This is a genomic window from Streptomyces sp. NPDC086080 (assembly GCF_044540255.1).
Classification (GTDB): domain Bacteria; phylum Actinomycetota; class Actinomycetes; order Streptomycetales; family Streptomycetaceae; genus Streptomyces.
The window spans coordinates 204,599-222,218 of record NZ_JBITRU010000001.1; the positions used below are offsets into that span (position 1 = coordinate 204,599).

Below are 17,620 nucleotides of genomic sequence, written 5' to 3' on the forward strand. Positions count from 1 at the left end.
CCCGGGGAACAATGGCGGCAACACCCCTTTTCGCGCGCGGGGAGAACCGAGGGCCCGCCGGGCGGCTGGCGCGAACTGTGAGGTCGGCGTCCGCCGGGGGCGACGGCCACATGACAGGCGCCTGAAACGGTTCGCCGAACATGCGTAGGGTGCAGACAACTCGACAGCCAGAAGCGGGACGATCGGTGAGGAGGGAGCCGGAGCGATGGGCGACCACAAAGAACAGCCCTTGCGGGTGGGCGCGGCCGTGCGCCGCCGCCGCCGGGCGCTGGACCTCACCCTTGCCGTCGTGGCCGAGCGCAGCGGCCTGTCGGTCCCGTTCCTGAGCCAGATCGAGAACGAGCGGGCCCGCCCCAGTCAGAGCTCCCTGGAGAAGGTCGCCGACGCCCTGCGCACCACCGCCGTGGAACTCCTCGCCGCCGCCGACCCGGCATGCAGCGTGGACGTCGTGCGCGCCGAGGGTGCCGAGGCCTGGGCCGAGCCCCGTGTGCGCTCCCTGGTGCGCGGCCACCATCAAATGCACGCCTCCGAATTCACCGGCGACCATGACGCGGGCCGTGAACTGCAGTACCGCAACGACCAGTTGATGTACGTGGCGAACGGCGCCGTGGAGGTCGAGGCGGAGGGCCGCGCGTACCGTCTCGGCCGCGGTGACACCCTCTACCTGACCGGAGGTGTCCGGCACCGCTGGCGGGCCACGGTCGCGGAGACCCGGCTGTTGGTCGTCGCGGTCGCCGACGACATCGAGGCACTGCGGGACAAGCCGCGCCGATGAGCCCCGCCAGGGTCGTCTCCCTCGTCTCCTCGCTGACGGAGGCCGTGGCGCACTCCGCCCCGGGCTCCCTCGTCGGTGCCACCGACTGGTGCACCCGTCCGGCCGGACTGGACGTCGTACGCGTCGGCGGCACGAAGAACCCGAAGGTGGACCGGATCACCGCTCTCGCCCCCGACCTGGTGATCGCCAACGAGGAGGAGAACCGCGAGCCCGACCTGGCCGCCCTGCGGGCGGCGGGTCTCGACGTCCTGGTGACGGAGGTCCGGACGCTGCGGGGCGCCTTCCGGGAGCTGGACCGCGTCCTCACCGCGTGCGGAGTGGCGGCACGGCCCCGGTGGCTGGACGAGGCCGAGGCGGCGTGGGACGCCGTGCCCGTGCCCGCGCCCGCGGAGCGCCGGACGGCGGTGGTGCCCGTGTGGCGGCGCCCCTGGATGGTGCTGGGCCGGGACACCTTCGCCGGTGACCTGCTGTCCCGTCTCGGGGTGGACCAGCTGTACGCGACCCACCCGGAGCGCTATCCGCGCGTTCCGCCGGCCGAACTGCGCGCGGCGCGACCGGATCTCGTCGTGCTCCCCGACGAGCCGTACCGCTTCACCGCGGACGACGGCCCGGAGGCCTTCCCCGGGCTGCCCTGCGCGCTGGTCGGCGGCCGGCATCTCACCTGGTACGGCCCGTCGCTGGCCGAGGCACCGATGGTGCTGGGCCGGGCCCTGCGGGCGGCGCGCCGCTGAACAGCCCCCGCACGGTGCGCAGCGCGGGCCGCGAGGGCACCGCGCAGGCCGGGGGTGGTGCCCCGCGGCATAAGCTGGCCTTATGGGCAAGACGGAGGACCATGCCGGCGATCGCCCGGTGATCGCCGGAACGATGGCCCACCGGGTGCCGGATCTTGGTGCGCTGGAGTTGCTGCTGGCGGTGGCGCGACTGGGGAGTCTGGGTGGCGCGGCGCGCGAACTGGGCATCACCCAGCCCGCGGCGAGCAGCCGCGTCCGGTCGATGGAGCGGCAGCTCGGGGTGGCGCTGGTCGACCGCTCACCGAGAGGATCGCGGCTGACCGACGCCGGGGCGCTGGTCACCGACTGGGCGCGGCGGATCGTGGAGGCGGCGGAGGCGTTCGACGCGGGCGCGCAGGCGCTGCGGGACCGCAGGGACTCCCGGCTGCGGGTGGCGGCGAGCATGACGATCGCCGAGTATCTGCTGCCGGGCTGGCTGCTCGCGCTGCGCGCGGAGCGTCCGGACACGGCGGTGTCGCTGCTCGCGGGGAACTCGGCGGCGGTGGCGGAGCGGCTGGTGGCGGGGGAGGCGGATGTCGGGTTCGTGGAGGGGCTGACGGTGCCGGCGGGGCTGGACTCCGTGGTGATCGCCCATGACCGGCTGATCGTCGTGACGGCGCCGTCGCATGCGTGGGCCCGCCGGCGGCGCCCGCTCGCGGCTCAGGAGCTGGCGGCGACCCCGCTGATCCTCCGGGAGGAGGGGTCGGGGACGCGGCAGGTGCTGGACGCCGCGCTGGGCGGGTTGGCGCGGCCGTTGATCGAGCTGTCCTCGACGACGGCGGTGAAGGCGGCGGTGGTGGGCGGGGCGGGGCCGGCGGTGCTGAGCGAGCTGGCGGTGGGGGAGGAACTGGCGTTGCGGCGGCTGGTGCGGATTCCCGTGGACGGGGTCGCGTTGGCGCGGGACCTGCGTGCGGTGTGGCCCACGGGGCATGTACCCGCGGGACCGGCACGGGACCTGCTGTCGCTGACACGGGCGTAAGCCCCCGGCCCGTGGCACACACCGGCCCCGTCCGCCGGTTCCAGCCACTCACCCCGGCTCCGCCCGCCCGTCCCAGCCACTCACCCCGGCTCCGCCCGTCCCAGCCACCCGCCCGGGTTCCGCCCGTCCCAGCCACCCGCCCGGGTTCCGCCCGTCCCAGCCACCCGCCCGGGTTCCGCCGCTCCGGCTCCACCCGCCCCGACTCCAGCCGCTCGCGCCGTCCGCCCACCCATCCGTCTCCGCTCCCTCGCCCGTTCCGGCTCCGCTCGCGTCTGCCCCCGTTCCGGCTCCGCCCGGGCCCGCGCCCGTGCCCGTTCTGGCGCCCGCTCCGCCCGTTCCGGCTCCGCCCGCCCCCGCGCCTGCTCCGGGCTCCGCCCCTCCCGGCGCCGTTCGCTCCCGCGGGCAGTCGTGCCGCTAGGGCGATGGGGGTCCCCCCGCTCGAGCGAAGCCGAGAGTGGGGGAGGGTGGGCGCGACGGCACCCCGTCGACGCCGGGCTGCGCGAACGCCCCCCGGCTCACACCAGCGCGGGGCACCTGGACGGAGCGGGGGAGCGATGAGCCGGTGACCGGCTACGGTGCCGCCGAGACGATCAGGGCTCGTACGACACGGAGGTCCTCCGCCATCTCCGGGTGCCATTGGACCCCCATCGTCCAGGCGCCGGTGGGAAGTTCGACCGCCTCGACCGTGCCGTCCTCCGCGTAGGCCGAGGGGACGAGACCCTCGCCCAGCCGGTCGACCGACTGGTGGTGGTAGGTCGGGACGGAGGTCTCCTCCGGGACGGCGGCGGCGTAGCGCGTGCCCGGCACCGGCTTGACCGGGTGCCGGCCGAAGGCGCCCGGCACCTCCGTGTGGCCGTCGATGTGCTGGACGAGCGTGCCGCCGAGGGCGACGTTCAGCAGCTGCATGCCCCGGCAGATGCCGAGCAGCGGGACCCCGCGGTCCAGCGCGGCCCCGATCAGGGCCAGCTCCCAGGCGTCCCGTTCCCGGGCCGGCGGCCCGGTGCGCGGGTCGGGTGCGGCGCCGTAGTGGACGGGCTCCACGTCCGGGCCGCCCGCGACGACCAGACCGTCGAGCCGGGCCACGACGTCCGCCGCGCGCTCCGGGGCGTCCGGCGGAAGCATCGCGGCCAGTCCGCCCGCCCGCCGCACCAGCCGCGGATAGCCGGCCGGCAGCAGCACGGCGTCCAGCTGCCACACGCCCCAGCGCACACCGGGCTCCGCGTACGTACTGATGCCGATGAGTGGCCTGGCCGACACGTCGGGCACCTCCCTCTGTTCTCAGCTTCCGTTTCTCAGTCCCTGTGCTCAGTCCCTGTGCTCAGTCCCCGTCCTCAGCCCCCGTCCTCAGCCCCTGTCCTCAGTCCCGTGACAACTCTGCCTCGGCCGCCGCCAGCGCCGCGAACTCCTCCTCCGGGGCCTTCGCCACCAGATGCTTCCGGCTGTACAGGCCGAAGTACGCCAGCGCCACGATGTACACCGCCAGCGCGATGAACGCCGCCGTCACATCCACCAGGAATGTCGCCACCAGCGCCGCGCACGCCAGCACCAGCGCCACCGAGGAGGTCAGCACGCCGCCCGGCGTCCGGTACGGCCGCGGCAGCTCCGGCTCCCGGCGGCGCAGCACGATGTGGGAGAGGGACATCAGCGCATAGGAGATCGTCGCGCCGAAGACGGCGATGTTCAGCATGCGGGCCCCGTTGCCGGTCCCGGCGGCCAGCGCGAAGCCGATCGCGCCCGGCACGAGCAGACCGAGGTACGGCGCCCGGCGGCTGCTGGTGAGGGACAGGAACCGCGGCAGATAGCCCGCGCGGGACAGCGCGAACAACTGGCGTGAACCGGCGTAGATCAGCGAGAAGAACGACGCGACCAGGCCGGCGAGGCCCGCGTAGTTCACGATCCGGCTCAGCACCGTCGCCTCGCCGTCCGGCTGGAGCGCCTCCACCAGCGGGTTGCCCGCGTCCTGGATCGCGGCCGAGCCCCGCGCCCCGGCCGCCGTGAAGAAGGTCACCACCGCCAGCACCACCAGGATGCCCATGGACCAGCGGATCGCCTTCGGCAGCGTACGGGCCGGCGCCCTGGTCTCCTCGGCGGCCAGCGGTACGCCTTCCACGCCCAGGAAGAACCACATCCCGAACGGGAACGCCGCCCAGATGCCCAGCAGCCCCATCGGCAGCCAGGAGTTCGCACCGAGCGCCGAGGTGTCTACCGGGATGTCGTCGAGGGACGACGCGTCGAACTCGGGCAGCGCGGCCAGCGCGAAGACCACCAGCGCCGCCACCGCGATGCCCGTGACCACGAAACTGAACCGCAGCGCCTCGCCCACGCCCCACAGATGGATCCCGATGAAGACGACGAAGCAGACCAGATACACCGGCCAGCCTGACTCCAGACCGAACAGACCCAGCGACTCGACGTAGTCGCCGATGAAGATGGAGATCGCGGCGGGCGCGAGCACGTACTCGATGAGGATCGCGGTGCCGGTGAGGAACCCGCCCCACGGCCCGAGCGCCCGGCGGGCGAAGCCGTAGCCGCCGCCCGCCGTGGGCAGGATCGAGGACAGCTCGGCGAGGGCGAAGACCATGCAGGTGTACATGGCGCCCATCAGCAGCATGGCGATCGCCAGGCCCCCGAAGCCGCCCTCGGCCAGGCCGAAGTTCCAGCCCGAGTAGTCCCCGGAGACGACGTAGGCGACACCGAGGCCGGTCAGCAGCAGCCAGCCGGCGCTGCCCCGGCGGAGCCGTCTGCGCTCGAGGTAGTCGTCCGGCTCGGCGGCGGCGGAATCACGGGATGTGGACGGAAGGCTCACGGGGCGGCTCCCCAGGGGGCGGTGGCGAGGAAGACGGTAATGGAACGGATCCAGACCTTTGTGGGTCCATACCTTCGTGGCGCGCGCACCGTGAGCGCAACCCCCCTGCGTCAAGCCTGGGTAAACCGTCCGTGCGGGTCACGCCCTCAGGCCAGGAACCCCCGCAGCAGCGCCGCCGTCCCCGCACAGTGCTCGCGCATCACCTCCCGCGCCCCGTCCGCGTCCCCCTCCAGCACCGCCTCGACCAGCGCCGCGTGCTGCCGCTGCGAGTGCTCCAGATTGCGCACCAGCAGCGGGATGCAGTCCAGCAGGTCGTTCACCGTCGCGCGGACCGCCGCGTACTGCGCGGTGAGCGTCGGCGAGCCGCACAGCTCCGCCAGCGTGAGGTGGAACAGCGTGTCCAGCCGCCGGTAGTCGGTCAGCGGCGCCTCCCGCGTGCCGGACAGCGCCTCGCGCAACCGGTCCGCCTGTCCCGCCGTCAGCCCGTGTGCCGCGCACAGGCCCGCCGCGCCCACCTCCAGTACCTCCCGGAAGCGCAGGACATCCTCGAGGTCGGTCGCGGAGATCCGGCGCCGCAGTTCCTCCTCGCCGGTGTCCGTCGGACGGGGCAGCACGAACGTGCCGCCGTACCGGCCGCGCCGCGACTCCACTAGACCCTGGTCCTGGAGCACCTTCAGCACCTCACGCAGCGTCACCCGGCTGATCCCGAGCCGCTCCGCCAGCTCACGCTCGGCCGGCAGCCGCTCCCCGGCCGCCACCAGACCCAGCCGCACCACCTGGAGGATCTGCTCCAGCGCCTCCTCGAAACCGCTGCCCGCGCGGACCTGCCGCAGCACCGGTGCCAGACGGTCCCCGACCGCGCCGGCCGTATCTTCCGGCATCCCGCCGTGCCCCCTTCCCAAGCAATGGTCCCCAGCAATACCTTATGGCTCCCGGCTCGACCGCAGTAGCCCGAGGAGGCCCCCCGTGGCAGACCGCACACCCCCGCTCTCCGTCGAGGAGCTGCACACCCTCGTCGCCGGCGGTGAGATCGACACCGTCGTCCTGGCCTTCCCCGACATGCAGGGACGGCTCCAGGGCAAGCGGTTCGCCGCGCGCTTCTTCCTCGACGAGGTGCTCCGGCACGGCACCGAGGGCTGCAACTACCTGCTCGCCGTCGACGCCGACATGAACACCGTCGACGGCTACGCCATGTCCTCCTGGGAGACCGGCTACGGCGACTTCGCCATGTATCCCGACCTCGACACCCTGCGCCGGGTGCCCTGGAACGAGGGCACGGCCCTGGTCGTCGCCGACCTCGCCTGGGCCGACGGCTCCCCGGTCGTCGCCGCGCCCCGGCAGATCCTGCGCCGCCAGCTGGACCGCCTCGCCGCGCTCGGCCACACCGCCCGGGTCGGCACCGAGCTGGAGTTCATCGTCTTCAAGGACACCTACGAACAGGCCTGGGACGCCGGCTACCGCGGACTGACCCCCGCCAACCAGTACAACGTCGACTACTCGGTGCTCGGCACCGGCCGCGTCGAGCCCCTGCTGCGCCGCATCCGCAACGAGATGGCCGCCGCCGGACTCACCGTCGAGTCCGCCAAGGGCGAGTGCAACCCCGGCCAGCACGAGATCGTGTTCCGCTACGACGAGGCCCTGGTCACCTGCGACCAGCACGCGATCTACAAGACCGGCGCCAAGGAGATCGCCGCCCAGGAGGGCGTCTCGATCACCTTCATGGCCAAGTACGACGAGCGCGAGGGCAACTCCTGCCACATCCATCTCTCCCTCGCGGACGCCGCCGGCGACAGCGCCATGCCGGGCTCCGCCGAGGAGCCGGACTCCATGTCCGAGGTGATGCGTCACTTCCTCGCCGGGCAACTCGCCGCGCTCCGTGAGTTCTCCCTGCTCTACGCCCCGCACATCAACTCCTACAAGCGGTTCCAGCCGGGCTCCTTCGCCCCGACCGCCGTCGCCTGGGGCCGCGACAACCGCACCTGCGCCCTGCGCGTGGTGGGCCACGGCCGCTCCCTGCGCTTCGAGAACCGGCTGCCCGGCGGCGACGTCAACCCGCACCTCGCCGTGGCCGGCATGGTCGCCGCCGGCCTGTACGGCATCGAGCAGAAGCTGGAACTGCCCGAACCCTGCGCCGGCAACGCCTACACGGCCGACTTCGAGCACGTCCCCACCACCCTGCGCGAGGCCGCCGAACTGTGGGAGAACAGCGCGATCGCGAAGGCGGCCTTCGGCGAGGAGGTCGTCGCCCACTACCGCAACATGGCGCGCGTCGAGACCGACGCCTTCGACGCCGCGGTCACCGACTGGGAGCTGCGCCGCTCCTTCGAACGCATGTGAGGCCCCGAGTGTCCGACCAGCCCACCGAGCTCCAGGTACGCAACCCCGCGACCGAGGAGGTCATCGCCACCGTCCCGGCCGCAGGACCCGCCGACGTCGACGCCGCCGTCGTACGCGCCGCCCGCGCGCAGGCCGCCTGGGCCGCCCTCGCACCCGCCGACCGGGCCCGGCTGCTGCGCCGGTTCGCCGCCACCGTCGACGAGCACATCGAGGAACTGGCCCGCCTGGAGGTCCGCGAGGCCGGCCACACCCTCGGCAACGCCCGCTGGGAGGCCGGCAACGTCCGCGACCTGCTCGACTACGCGGCCGGGGGAGTGGAACGCCTCACCGGCCGTCAGATCCCGGTGCCCGGCGGGGTGAACATCACCTTCCTCGAACCCCTCGGCGTCGTCGGCGTCATCGCCCCCTGGAACTTCCCCATGCCCATCGCGGCCTGGGGCACCGCACCCGCCCTCGCCGCGGGCAACGCGGTGCTGCTCAAACCCGCCGAGACCACCCCCCTCACCGCCCTGCGCCTGGCCGAACTCGCCCTGGAGGCAGGCCTCCCCGAGGACCTGTTCCAGGTACTCCCCGGGCCCGGCCCGGTCACCGGGAACGCCCTCGTCGAGCACCCCGATGTCGCCAAGATCGTGTTCACCGGGTCGACGGCCGTGGGCAAGCGGGTATGGGCCAGGGGTGCGGACCGCCTCAAGCGCGTCACCCTCGAACTCGGCGGCAAGAGCCCCAACATCGTCTTCGCCGACGCCGACCTGGAGGCCGCAGCGGCCGCCGCACCCCTGTCCTTCCTCGACAACGCGGGACAGGACTGCTGCGCCCGCACCCGCATCCTGGTCGAGCGCTCCGCCCACGACCGCTTCCTGGAACTGCTCGCCCCCGCGGTCGAGGCGGTCCGGGTGGGCGACCCGTCCGACGAGACCGTGGACATGGGCCCGCTGATCTCCCGCGCCCAGCTGGACCGTGTCCGCTCCTACGTCACCGACGACCTCGACGGCATCCGCGGCAAGGCCCCCGAGGGCCCCGGGTACTGGTTCCCGCCCACCGTCCTCACCGGCGTCGCCCCGCACGCACGCGTCGCCGTGGAGGAGGTGTTCGGCCCCGTCGCGGTCGTCCTCCCCTTCGATGACGAGGCCGACGCCGTACGCCTGGCCAACGCCACCGACTACGGTCTCTCGGGTTCGCTCTGGACCCGGGACGTCGGCCGCGCCCTGCGCGTCTCCCGGGCCGTCCGCGCCGGGAACCTGTCCGTCAACTCCCACTCCAGCGTCCGCTACTGGACCCCCTTCGGCGGGTTCAAGCAGTCCGGCGTCGGCCGCGAGCTCGGCCCGGACGCGCTGAGCGCCTTCACCGAAACCAAGAACGTCTTCATCAGCACGGAGGCCTGACCGCACATGAGCGAAGAGAACACCTGCCGCCGCCTGGTCGGCCGCACCGCCGTCGTCACCGGGGCCGGCAGCGGCATCGGTCTCGCCACCGCCCGCCGGCTAGCCTCCGAGGGCGCCCACGTCGTCTGCGCGGACGTCGACGAGGCACGCGGAAAGGCCGCCGCGGAGGAGACCGGCGGCATCTTCGCCTACGCCGACGTCACCGACCCCGAGCAGGTCGAGGCACTGTTCGAGACCGCGTACGACACCTACGGCAGCGTCGACATCGCCTTCAACAACGCCGGCATCTCCCCGCCCGACGACGATTCCATCCTGGAGACCGGCCTCGACGCCTGGAAGCGCGTCCAGGAGGTCAACCTGACCTCCGTCTACCTCTGCTGCAAGGCCGCCATCCCGTACATGCGGCGCCAGGGCAAGGGCTCCATCATCAACACCGCGTCCTTCGTGGCCAGGATGGGGGCGGCCACCAGCCAGATCTCCTACACCGCGTCCAAGGGCGGCGTCCTCGCCATGTCCCGGGAACTCGGGGTGCAGTTCGCCCGGGAGGGCATCCGGGTCAACGCCCTGTGCCCCGGACCGGTCAACACCCCGCTGCTCCGGGAACTGTTCGCCAAGGACCCCGAGCGCGCGGCCCGCCGCCTCGTCCACATCCCGCTCGGCCGGTTCGCCGAGGCCGAGGAGATCGCCGCCGCCGTCGCCTTCCTGGCCAGCGACGACTCCTCCTTCGTCAACGCCACCGACTTCCTGGTGGACGGCGGAATCTCGGGGGCGTACGTCACGCCCCTCTGACGGGCGCCCTACAGTGCCGGGATGAGCATGACGCCGCCGCCCGGCTGGTACCGCGACCCGCATGCCCCACACCTGGAACGCTGGTGGGACGGCACGGCCTGGACCGGGCACCGGCGCACCCCGGAGGCTCCCACCGCGCCGCCGGCCCCGTCCTTGGGAGGCACCGGCGGCGCGGGCGGTACCGGCCGCGCGAAGGCGGTCGCCCTCACCACGGCCGGGGCCCTGCTCGTCGCCGCGGTCGTCACCGGCGTGCTGGTCCTCGGCGGGGACGACGGCGACCCGGAGGCGGGAACCGCCCCGACCGCCACCGCCGCCTCATCCGCGACCGGCCCGCCGTCCCCGCCACCGTCCCCGTCGGAGCCCGCCGCCGAGGACCCCGGCGTCGTCGAGGACCAGCTCAACGGGATCACCTTCCCGCTCCTCGACGGCTGGGTCCGGCCCGAGCACGTCGCTCAGGACGACGTCGTCATGACCACCGACGGCATCTACGACTGCCCCGGCGAGGGATCCGTCTGCCGCCACGGCCTCGTCATCTCCCGCACCGTGACCGGGAGCGACACGGCCTCGCCCGAGCGGATCGCCAAGGACGACATCGCCGAAGCGGCCGACGCCGCCTTCGACGAGGACACCATCGGCCAACGCCCGTACGGCGGACTGACGTCCCACAGGGTCGTGAACTCCGGCCCGGTGGCGGTGGCCGGCCGCGCCGGGTACTTCGTGCGCTGGCGCGTCACCACCGCCGAGGGACCCGGCGGCTATGTGCAGTCGCTGGTGTTCCCCTCCAGCGTCGGTACCGAGTCACCGGTCCTCGTCCGGTACGTCTTCGACGCGGGCCGGGACGGCCCGCCCCTGGCCGACATGGACCGCATCACCAAGGGCATCCGCCCGGTCACGGACGAGGCCTCCGGCGGTGGCGTCGGCAGCAGCATCGGCCCGGCGGACTGAGCCGTCACAGGACGGAGCCGTCACAGAAACGTGTGACCCTCGCCCCGGTACGTCGGCACCGTCGCCGTCACCGTGTCGCCCTCCACCAGCCGCAGCGCGTCGAACCGCTCGCACAGCTCGCCCGCCTTCGCGTGCCGGAACCACACCTTGTCGCCGATCAGCAGATCGTCGGCGGGCGGACCCAGCAGCGGCGTCTGCACCTCACCGGCCCCCTCCTGGGGGTCGTACCGCAGCCCCTCGGGCAGATACGGCACCGGCAGCCGGTCCGCGCCCGGCGCGCCGGAGGCCGGATAGCCCCCGCCGAGCACCGTCACCACGCCGACCCCCGGCCGCCGCACCACCGGCAGGGCGAACAGCGCCGCCGGACGCCCGCTGAACGACGTGTAGTTGTCGAACAGCCGCGGCACATACAGTCCCGAACCCGCCGCGATCTCGGTGACCGCGTCCTCCGCGGCGGTGTGCTGCACACTCCCCGTGCCGCCGCCGTTGACGAACTCCAGATCCGGTACGACCGCCCGCACCGCCCGCACCACCGCGGCCCGCCGCTCGGCGAGCTCACGGCGGGCCGTCGCCTGCATCAGCCGCACCGCCCGGGACCGCAGCGGCCGCCCGGCCACCGCGTCACCGACCCCGGCCACATGACCCTCGTACGCCATGATCCCGACGATCCTGAACCCCGGCCGTCCGGCCACCGCGCGCGCGACCTCGGCGACCTGGGCCGGGGAATGCAGCGGTGACCGGCGCGCGCCGACCCGCACCCGTCCGCCGAACAGCTTCAGCGCCGTGTCCAACTCCAGGCACACCCGCACCACTTCGTCACCGCCGGCGCGGGACGCGTCGATCAGGTCCAGCTGCGCAGGATCGTCCACCATGACCGTGACGGCGGCGGCGAGCTTGGGATCGGCGGCGAGTTCGGCGTAACCGGCCCGGTCGGCGGACGGATAGGCGAGGAGAACGTCGTCGAAACCGGAGCGGGCCAGCCACAGCGACTCGGCGAGCGTGAACGACATGATGCCCGCGAAACCGTCCCGGGCCAGCACCCGTTCCAGCAGCGCACGGCAGCGCACGGACTTGCTGGCGACCCGGACCGGCTTGCCCCCCGCCCTGCGGACCAGATCGTCCGCGTTGGCGTCGAAGGCGTCCAGGTCCACGATCGCGAGAGGGGCTTCGAGCTGGGCGGTGGCCCGGTCGTAACGGGCCCGGTCGGCGGCGCGCGCAGTCATGACCGCAGCCTGCCAGACAGGATTACCGCAGGGTAGGGGGACGTTCCGGGCAGATGCCACGGGCCTGCGGACTGGTTCCCGTTCGACGCGGATCACGCCGTAGAGTGACGCGCACGCACGGCGGAACAGGACCGGCCCGGGAACCGGGCGGGATGACGCGCCGTCCGTGCGGGTATCTGTGCCCGGGACGAGTCCGTGCCGGGCCCCTGGCGGCGAAGACACCGGTCCGCTCAGGCGGAAACGGCCCGGGCACGAGGAAACGGGGGGTGCATGAGCACGGAAGCGCGCCGCGCCTCCCCGCCTCCGCGGCCCACCGTGCCCCCTCCCCCCGCCCAGCCGCCGGCCCCTCCGGAACCCGCCACGGCGGACCCCGCCCCACGGGGCCGGACCTCGGGCGGCCCGGGCGCCTTCGACACCCGAAAGCCGGCCCACGGCGGCACGGACCCCATGGCACCCCCTCCGCCGCCGCGCGCCTCCGCCCGTTTCCCCGACGCCCCACCGTCCGTGGGCCCCGACCCGCGCACCCCGGCCGCTCCGCCCACCGCGGGCCGCGCGCCGCGGCCCCCCGTCGTGCCGCCGCCTCTCCCTGACGCAGAGCCGTCCGCGGGCGGGACCCCGCGGTCCTGGGACGCCCGGCCCTCCGCAGGCAGCCCTCCGCGGCCTCCTGTGGTGCTGCCGCCCCGCCCGGACGCCGTGCCGTCTGCGGGCGGGGACCCGCGGTCCTCGGATGCTCGGCCCTCCGCAGGCAGCCCTCCGCGGCCTCCTGTGGTGCTGCCGCCCCGCCCGGACGCCGTGCCGTCCGTAGGCGGGGACCCGCGGTCCTCCGAGGCTCGGTCCGCCGCACCGTCGTCGGCGTCCGATGCCCCGCCGTCCGCGAGCCGGAATCCGCGGTCCTGGGACGCTCGGCCGTCCGTAGGCGGGGACCCGCGGTCCTCCGAGGCTCGGTCCGCCGCACCGTCGTCGGCGTCCGATGCCCCGCCGTCCGCGAGGCGGAATCCGCGGTCCTTGGACGCTCGGCCGTCCGTAGGCGGGGACCCGCGGTCCTCCGAGGCTCGGTCCGCCGTACCGTCGTCGGCGTCCGACGCCCCGCCGTCCGCGAGCCGGAATCCGCGGTCCTCGGACGCTCCGCCCGCCGTGGGCGGCCGGACCTCGTGGTCGCCGGACGCTCCGCCCGCCGTGCCGCCGCAGCCCACTCACCGGCCCACCGTGCGAGGCACCGGCGCCCCGGTGGAGACGGTGTCGGAGACCACCACCCGCCTGCGACCCGTCCCCGCCGACTCGGCGGACCGGTCGGGCGGCATGGCCCCGACGCAGCCCACGCCCACCCGCCCGGTGCCCGGCGCGCGTCCGCAGCACCGGGAGGAGCGCGGTCCCGCAGGGGAGCCGGCGTCCGCCCCGGCCGGTGTTCCCGACCCCGCGCTGTCCTGGAGCGCCCCCATGTCGCCCGGCGGCGTCCCGGGTCCCGGGCCGGCCACCGTCGTGTCCTTCGGGGAGCCGGAAGGGTACGACGAGAACGCCCGCCCCCGGCCGTTCGGGCAGCGCAGCCGGTCTCGGATCGCGGCCGCCGCGGCCTGCCTCGTGCTCGGCGTGGGCCTCATCGGCGGTGCGGTCACGGGCAGTTGGCTCGCGGGTGACTCCGAAGGGTCCGACGCCCCGAACGGATTCGCGGCCGCCGGGGCCATGTGGCACAACGTGCCCGTCGACCAGCTGTTCCCGCCCACCCTGCAGGGCAAGGGAGCCGGCCCGGGCGACGCCGACCGGTCCTGGACCCGTATCGCCGTGGCCCCCGACGGCGGCTGCGGGGGCGCCTTCGACCCCCTGCTGCGCAAGGTCCTCGACCCCGTCGGCTGCGAGCGCCTGCTGCGCGCCACCTACACCGACGCCACCCAGAGCCATGTCACCACGGTCGGCCTGCTGTTCACCGAGGCCGACGCCGCCGGCATGGCCTCCCTCGCCCGGCGTTTCGACACCGAGCGCCTGGACCGCCGTACCGATCTGATGCCCCTGCCGTACGCGGCGAAAGGCACCGCCGCCGCGGGCTTCGGCGCGCGGCAGCGGGCCTCCTGGGTGATCTCCGTCCTCAAGGACGCCCCCGTCGTCGTCTACGCCGTCACCGGCTGGGCCGACGGCCGCACCGTCGACACCGCGCAACCCGCCGAGGACGCCATGGAGTCCGGAGTCACCACCGCCCCCGCCCAGGCGGGCCTCGGCCACGAGGCACAGGGTCTCGCCGACCGCGTCGAGCGCGGACTGCGCAAGCGGGCCGGCACCGCCACGGAGCGGCCGTCATGAGGCCCCGCACCGGCCGGCGCCACGCCGCGGCCCTCGGCGGACTCCTCGCCGCCACGCTCATGCTCCTGCCCGCCACTCCCGCGCACGCCGACGGTATCCGCGTCCGGCAGTGGTCCCTCGAAGCCATGCACACCGAGGAGGTGTGGCAGACCACGAAGGGCGCGGGCGTCACCGTCGCCGTGCTGGACACCGGCGTCGAGGCCGACCACCCCGACCTCGACGGAAACGTCCTCGACGGCAAGGATCTCGTGGGCTTCGGAGCGAGCGAGGGCGACCGTGCCTGGGCCCGCCACGGCACCGCCATGGCCGGGATCATCGCGGGTCACGGTCACGGCCCCGGAAACGCCGACGGAGTCATGGGCATCGCGCCCGAAGCGAAGATCCTCCCCGTCCGCGTGATCCTGGAGGACGGTGACCCCTCCCGCGTCAAGGCCCGCAGCACCCGCGGCAACGCCCTCGCCGAGGGCATCCGCTGGGCCGCCGACAACGGCGCGGACATCATCAACCTCTCCCTCGGCGACGACTCCGCCTCCGCGCACCCCGAACCCGGCGAGGACGAGGCCATCCAGTACGCCCTGCGCAAGGGCGTGGTCGTCGTCGCCTCCGCCGGAAACGGCGGTGAGAAGGGCGACCGCATCTCCTACCCGGCCGCCTACCCCGGGGTGATCGCCGTGACCGCCGTCGACCGCTACGGCACCCGCGCGCCGTTCTCCACCCGCCGCTGGTACGCGACGGTCAGCGCCCCCGGGGTCGACGTGATCATCGCCGACCCCGATCACAAGTACTACGAGGGCTGGGGCACCAGCGCCGCCGCCGCGTTCGTCTCCGGGGCCGTCGCCCTGATCGAGGCGGCCCGGCCGGGCCTGACCCCGGCCCAGATCAAGCGGCTTCTGGAGGACACCGCCCGCAACGCCCCCGCCGACGGCCGCGACGACTCCCGCGGCTTCGGCTTCGTCGACCCGGCCGCCGCGATCAAGGCCGCGGCCGGTCTGCGGCCGGACGGGCTCAGATCGGCCGCCCACGGCGAGAAGTACTTCGGCCCCGGCCCGGACACCGGCCGCGCCGACGACGGCAGCGCCGGCTGGGCGGCCCCCCTGGCGGGCAGCGCCGGCGGTGTCCTGCTGGTCGCCACGGTGTTCCTGTGGCGCGGACGCCGCACGGACCGGCAGGGCTTCCAGCGGCAGGGCTTCTAGACGGGACGCGGCCGCCCACGGACCGCGCGGGCCTCCGCGTCAGCCCTCTTCCCGTCCAGGGACACGAGGGCATGCCGCACCGCCCCCTCCACCAGGGCCACGCCCCGTTCCATCGTCGCGTTGCCGTCGGACAGCGCCGACACCAGACAGGCGCGCCCGCCGACGGTGACGTACCCGATGCTGTTCACGACCCACAGCCCCGTCGCGTCACGTGGCAGCCAGCCGTTCTTCACCGCCCACGCCGTGGCCCCTTCCGCCGCGGACGGCACGCCCCACGCCTGCTCGGGGACGACCCGCTCCATCAGCCCCCGTACATAGCGACGCGCGTCCGCGCCCAGTGCCGAGTCCGTGCCGAACACCTGCCGCAGCAGCGCCAGCCGGTCCGCAGCCGTGGTGCGGGTCAGTCCCCACAGGGTGCCGTCACCGCCCGCGGTCTCCGTCAGCCCGAAGCGGGCGTTCGCGGCGTCGAGGCCCGCCGCCCGCCCGATGCCGGCCCAGAGGGCGGACGCCGCGTCGTTGTCACTGCGCCCGATCATCGCCGTCGCGTACGACCGCTCCCGCGCGGTGAGCTCCCGTCCCGCGTCCTGCGCCCCGAGCAGCAGCGCCGCCAGGATGTCGACCTTCACGACGCTGGCCGTGACGAACACGCCGCCGCCATGGGTGACGGTCTCCCCGGAGCCGAGGTCCAGCACCGCCACGGACACCCGCGCCTCGTCCGCCACCGATCTCTCCCTCCGTCTATGCCGATGCCGATGCCGAAGCCGAAGCCGAAGCCGAAGTCGAAGTCGAAGTCGATGTCGACGCCGAAGCCGAAGCCGCGTCCGAGCCTGTCACACGCGGCCGATAGGGTCGGTGTCCGTGGCGAACAAGAACATTCCCGAATCCCCGTTCCGCGACGACGACGGCACCGCCGACCCCCGGCTGAGCGCCGCCCTCGCCGCCTGGGCCGAGGACGGCAACGCGGTCGCCCCCGTCCTGGAGGCGCTCCAGGGCGCCCGGCTGCTCGTCCCCGTGGTGGCCGTGCTCGGTGAGGTCGAGGAGGACGAGAACGGGCTGCGCCGCGAGAAGACCAGCGACATGGCCGTACCCACCCTGAAGGCCGGCGGCCGCACCGCTCTGCCCGCTTTCACCTCCGTCGAGTCGCTCGCCCGCTGGGACCCGGCCGCCCGCCCGGTCGCCGTACCCCTGCACCAGGCGCTGCGGGCCGCCGCGCACGAGAAGGCGGACACGGTGGTCCTGGACATGTCCGGTCCGGTGCCCTTCGAACTGACCGGCCCCACGCTGCTCGCACTCGCCGAGGGCCGCACCAGTACCGATCCGCTCGCCGATCCGGCCGTCGTCGACGCCGTACGGGCCGCCGTGGCCGCAGAGCCCGCCGTACTGCGCGCCCACCTGGGCCCCGGCCAGGCCGACGGCACCCTCGCCCTCGTCCTCGACCCGGCCGTCCCCGCCGCCGAGGCCGCACGCGCCGTGGCGCAGCGGATCGCCGCCGACGAGACACTGAGGGCCCGCCTGGTGCGCGGCCTCGACCTGGCGGTTCTGCCGGCCGAGGCGACGCCACCCGGCGAGCCCCTGTACGTACGTCCCTGAGGTCCTAGCCGTAGATCGCGCCGGTGTACTTCTCGCCCGGCCCCTTGCCCGGCTCGTCCGCGACCAGCGAGGCCTCGCGGAAGGCCAGCTGGAGCGACTTCAGGCCGTCGCGCAGCGGAGCCGCGTGGAAGGAGCTGATCTCGGTCGCGGAGGCGTCCAGCAGACCGGCCAGCGCGTGCACCAGCTTGCGGGCCTCGTCCAGATCCTTGTACGTGTCGCCCTCCTCGGTCAGACCGAGCTTCACGGCGGCGGCGCTCATCAGATTGACGGCGACCGTCACGATCACCTCGACCGCCGGAACCTCCGCGATGTCGCGGGCCATGGCGTCGAAGTCGGGGTTGCCGGTGGTGTCGGGGGTGTCCGAGGGGGAGGTGTCACTCATGCCCCACACGATAGGCGCAGCCGCACGCCCCCTTGACGTCAGGAGGCCGGAGAGGGCCGGTTGGTGCACCTCACCACGAGCTGCTAACCTTGTGTAACGACCGGTCGGACCCGTATGCCTCACGGCACATGTGCCCGGCCCACAAGTGGAGGCTTCG

General features: G+C 74.1%; 16 protein-coding genes. 10 read left to right on the forward strand and 6 right to left on the reverse strand.

Annotation, left to right across the window (positions count from 1 at the left end; translation table 11 throughout):
- The first annotated feature begins 205 nt into the window (after positions 1-205).
- The 3 genes from ACIF9R_RS00980 (at position 206) to ACIF9R_RS00990 (ending at position 2,524) form a co-directional block, all read left to right on the forward strand.
- Positions 206-775, forward strand: a complete 570-nt coding sequence (locus ACIF9R_RS00980) for a helix-turn-helix domain-containing protein (RefSeq protein ID WP_399972476.1) — start codon at positions 206-208, stop codon at positions 773-775.
- Positions 772-1,506, forward strand: a complete 735-nt coding sequence (locus ACIF9R_RS00985) for a helical backbone metal receptor (RefSeq protein ID WP_399972479.1) — start codon at positions 772-774, stop codon at positions 1,504-1,506. Before ACIF9R_RS00980 ends, ACIF9R_RS00985 begins: the two co-directional genes overlap by 4 nt.
- Before the next feature lie 82 nt (positions 1,507-1,588).
- Positions 1,589-2,524, forward strand: coding sequence for a LysR family transcriptional regulator (locus ACIF9R_RS00990; protein ID WP_399972482.1), 936 nt, complete (start codon positions 1,589-1,591; stop codon positions 2,522-2,524).
- 570 nt (positions 2,525-3,094) lie between these two features.
- Here ACIF9R_RS00990 and ACIF9R_RS00995 read toward each other — a convergent pair.
- The 3 genes from ACIF9R_RS00995 to ACIF9R_RS01005 all read right to left on the reverse strand — a co-directional run bounded on the left by ACIF9R_RS00995 (position 3,095) and on the right by ACIF9R_RS01005 (position 6,211).
- Entirely contained in the window at positions 3,095-3,781 is a 687-nt protein-coding gene (locus ACIF9R_RS00995; RefSeq protein ID WP_399972484.1) for a gamma-glutamyl-gamma-aminobutyrate hydrolase family protein, read from the reverse strand.
- A gap of 100 nt (positions 3,782-3,881) precedes the next feature.
- The gene (eat, locus tag ACIF9R_RS01000) at positions 3,882-5,330 is read right to left on the reverse strand and encodes an ethanolamine permease (RefSeq protein WP_399972487.1); all 1,449 of its coding nucleotides are present in this window, start codon (positions 5,328-5,330) and stop codon (positions 3,882-3,884) included.
- 146 nt (positions 5,331-5,476) lie between these two features.
- On the reverse strand, positions 5,477-6,211 hold the full coding sequence (locus tag ACIF9R_RS01005; protein WP_399972489.1) for a FadR/GntR family transcriptional regulator: 735 nt from the start codon (positions 6,209-6,211) through the stop codon (positions 5,477-5,479).
- A gap of 85 nt (positions 6,212-6,296) precedes the next feature.
- Between ACIF9R_RS01005 and ACIF9R_RS01010 the strand changes: the two genes are divergently transcribed.
- The 4 genes from ACIF9R_RS01010 to ACIF9R_RS01025 are packed head-to-tail and all read left to right on the forward strand — an operon-like array spanning position 6,297 to position 10,783.
- Positions 6,297-7,667 (forward strand): glutamine synthetase family protein, encoded by a 1,371-nt coding sequence (locus ACIF9R_RS01010; RefSeq protein WP_399972492.1) that lies wholly within the window; start codon positions 6,297-6,299, stop codon positions 7,665-7,667.
- Between the two features lie 8 nt (positions 7,668-7,675).
- A complete protein-coding gene (locus ACIF9R_RS01015; protein WP_399972495.1) occupies positions 7,676-9,049 on the forward strand; it encodes an aldehyde dehydrogenase family protein in 1,374 nt (457 codons plus the stop codon).
- Positions 9,050-9,055: 6 nt separating this feature from the next.
- The gene (locus tag ACIF9R_RS01020; RefSeq protein ID WP_399972497.1) at positions 9,056-9,838 is read left to right on the forward strand and encodes a 3-oxoacyl-ACP reductase; all 783 of its coding nucleotides are present in this window, start codon (positions 9,056-9,058) and stop codon (positions 9,836-9,838) included.
- Between the two features lie 27 nt (positions 9,839-9,865).
- Positions 9,866-10,783, forward strand: a complete 918-nt coding sequence (locus tag ACIF9R_RS01025) for a DUF2510 domain-containing protein (RefSeq protein WP_399973014.1) — start codon at positions 9,866-9,868, stop codon at positions 10,781-10,783.
- A gap of 20 nt (positions 10,784-10,803) precedes the next feature.
- Here ACIF9R_RS01025 and ACIF9R_RS01030 read toward each other — a convergent pair whose 3' ends face one another.
- Entirely contained in the window at positions 10,804-12,006 is a 1,203-nt protein-coding gene (locus tag ACIF9R_RS01030; protein ID WP_399972500.1) for an amino acid deaminase/aldolase, read from the reverse strand.
- Between the two features lie 1,206 nt (positions 12,007-13,212).
- Here ACIF9R_RS01030 and ACIF9R_RS01035 point away from each other — a divergent pair.
- The gene (locus ACIF9R_RS01035) at positions 13,213-14,298 is read left to right on the forward strand and encodes a hypothetical protein (protein WP_399972502.1); all 1,086 of its coding nucleotides are present in this window, start codon (positions 13,213-13,215) and stop codon (positions 14,296-14,298) included.
- On the forward strand, positions 14,295-15,491 hold the full coding sequence (gene mycP, locus ACIF9R_RS01040) for a type VII secretion-associated serine protease mycosin (RefSeq protein ID WP_399972504.1): 1,197 nt from the start codon (positions 14,295-14,297) through the stop codon (positions 15,489-15,491). The genes ACIF9R_RS01035 and mycP overlap by 4 nt, the downstream gene beginning before the upstream one ends.
- Here the strand turns inward: mycP and ACIF9R_RS01045 are convergent.
- Positions 15,488-16,213 carry a serine hydrolase gene (locus ACIF9R_RS01045; RefSeq protein ID WP_399972506.1) on the reverse strand — a complete coding sequence of 242 codons (726 nt, stop codon included), beginning with the start codon at positions 16,211-16,213 and terminating at the stop codon, positions 15,488-15,490. The two genes, mycP and ACIF9R_RS01045, sit on opposite strands and share 4 nt — an antisense overlap.
- A gap of 136 nt (positions 16,214-16,349) precedes the next feature.
- Between ACIF9R_RS01045 and ACIF9R_RS01050 the strand changes: the two genes are divergently transcribed.
- On the forward strand, positions 16,350-17,081 hold the full coding sequence (locus ACIF9R_RS01050) for an SseB family protein (protein WP_399972509.1): 732 nt from the start codon (positions 16,350-16,352) through the stop codon (positions 17,079-17,081).
- Between the two features lie 4 nt (positions 17,082-17,085).
- Here the strand turns inward: ACIF9R_RS01050 and ACIF9R_RS01055 are convergent, their stop codons facing one another.
- Positions 17,086-17,463 carry a DUF1844 domain-containing protein gene (locus ACIF9R_RS01055; RefSeq protein WP_399972510.1) on the reverse strand — a complete coding sequence of 126 codons (378 nt, stop codon included), beginning with the start codon at positions 17,461-17,463 and terminating at the stop codon, positions 17,086-17,088.
- Positions 17,464-17,620: the final 157 nt, after the last annotated feature.